Annotated in this window: 3 protein-coding genes; 1 reads left to right on the forward strand and 2 read right to left on the reverse strand. The window is 40.8% G+C overall.

The genetic code is table 11. From position 1 onward, the window contains the following. Positions 1-135: 135 nt before the first annotated feature. A complete protein-coding gene (locus tag H8S17_RS16005) occupies positions 136-450 on the reverse strand; it encodes a hypothetical protein (RefSeq protein ID WP_041254741.1) in 315 nt (104 codons plus the stop codon). A 144-nt stretch (positions 451-594) separates the two neighbouring features. Next, on the reverse strand, positions 595-825 hold the full coding sequence (locus H8S17_RS16010) for a helix-turn-helix domain-containing protein (protein WP_003505382.1): 231 nt from the start codon (positions 823-825) through the stop codon (positions 595-597). Positions 826-999: 174 nt separating this feature from the next. Here H8S17_RS16010 and H8S17_RS16015 point away from each other — a divergent pair, with 174 nt between their 5' ends. Next, entirely contained in the window at positions 1,000-1,629 is a 630-nt protein-coding gene (locus tag H8S17_RS16015; protein WP_015520978.1) for a helix-turn-helix domain-containing protein, read from the forward strand. Positions 1,630-1,774 lie beyond the last annotated feature (145 nt).

Genomic DNA, 1,774 nt, shown 5'->3' on the forward strand with positions numbered 1-1,774 from the left:
GGAACGAGCCCGGCAAGCGTAAGCGCAGACCGGTTGCCACTTGTGGCAAACTTATAAGGACGACCTCTGGTTGTCCATAAGTGCGCCCTTCATTCAAAGGCAATGAAGGGAATGGAAAACCCACTCCCTCCGCCATTACACTTCCTCCATGTCTGTAACTAATTCTTTCTGCATCGCTTTTGAGAAAAACTTCCCGTTTGTTTCCTGCCTTTTTAAGAATCCTATCAACTTTGGTAAATCTTCCTCCTCAATCGGACAGCCAAGAACCGATTCCACCGCTCCTCCAATCTGACAGAGCCTGTGGGTTCGTTTTTTACTTTCTTCCGCTTTCTTTCTCTTTTCCAGTTCCTTCCGCTGTGCTATGAGCTTTTTTGTAGCTTCAATGCTTTCCTGTTCCTTTTTCTCTAATGCACGTATTCTTTCTTCATAAGTCTTTGTTGATTTCGCCATATCGTCTTCATCCTCTCTTTTTCCGATAAACAACAGTTCCCGGTTGCATATCAGGAGAAGCACATGGTATAATCCTCTTGCGTGTAGGTATATCATGGCTTCGGTCTGATAGAACCTTTGGCGGTTTCGTAGGAAGCCGCCTTTTTAAGTTGCCACATTTCTTGTGACAGCTTTTACATTTCCTTTATCCCTCAGATCTCGCCCCTCGTTGGCTTCCATGAACTTTTCCAGAATGTCAGTTTTAATAAGGACTTTTCTTCCGACTTTTAATACCGGAAGCTTCTTCCATTCAACCAGCTTTCTCAAAGTATTTCTGCCAATTCCTGTATAGTCGGCTGCTTCCTCGATGGATAATGCAATCTTTCTTTCCGTCATCTTGTCACCTCCTATTAAATTGCATTATGCAATTTTTGTTGTGCTGTTAGTATAGCGGTTTTATATTGCGTTGTCAAGCGTTATGAAATTTTAAAATTAATCATTAGATTGCATATTGCAATTACGTGAGGTACATGCTATAATTCATACATACCGAAAAAGGAGGCAATCAGCATGAAAGATAAAGAATTACGCAAGCTGATAGGCAGCAGGGCAAAACAGCGTCGTCTGGAATTAAATCTGACACAGCCTTATGTTGCAGAGAAGATGGGAGTTACAGCTTCCACAATCCTGCGTTATGAGAATGGTTCGATTGACAATACCAAAAAGATGGTGCTGGAAGGTCTTTCGGAAGCACTTCATGTATCTATTGAATGGCTCAGAGGTGAAACCGATGAATACGAAACAGATATTACGGATAAGAAAGAATTACAGATTCGTGATGCAATGGGCGATATTCTCAAACAGCTACCTCTCGACCTTAGTAAAAAGGAAGATGCTTTTTCAAAAGATTTACTGCTGTTAATGTTAAAGCAATATAACCTGTTTCTGGAATCATTCCAGTTTGCCTGCAAGAATTACAAGGGCAGCACGAATGAATCGGATATTGCAAAGGTAATGGGGTTTGAATCGAATGATGAATATAACGAGATTATGTTTCTCCGGGAGATCACCCATACTGTTAATGCCTTTAATGACATGGCAGATATTGTAAGGCTCTATTCCAAGAAACCGGAAATGGCAGAACAAAGGCTTGAAAATCTTTTATCAGAAGTTTTGTATGAAGATTCCGATTCGGTATAGAACGACAACCGGAGTTATGATATACTTACACGCAAGAAGCATTTCATCAGTTCCGATTGTCTGATATCGAAAGGAGACACACGATTATGGCAAAAGGATCTGTAAGAAAAAAAGGAAAGAAATGGTACTACCGCTTCTATGTAGA

The organism is Roseburia zhanii, assembly GCF_014287635.1.
Taxonomy (GTDB): Bacteria; Bacillota; Clostridia; order Lachnospirales; family Lachnospiraceae; genus Roseburia_B; species Roseburia_B zhanii.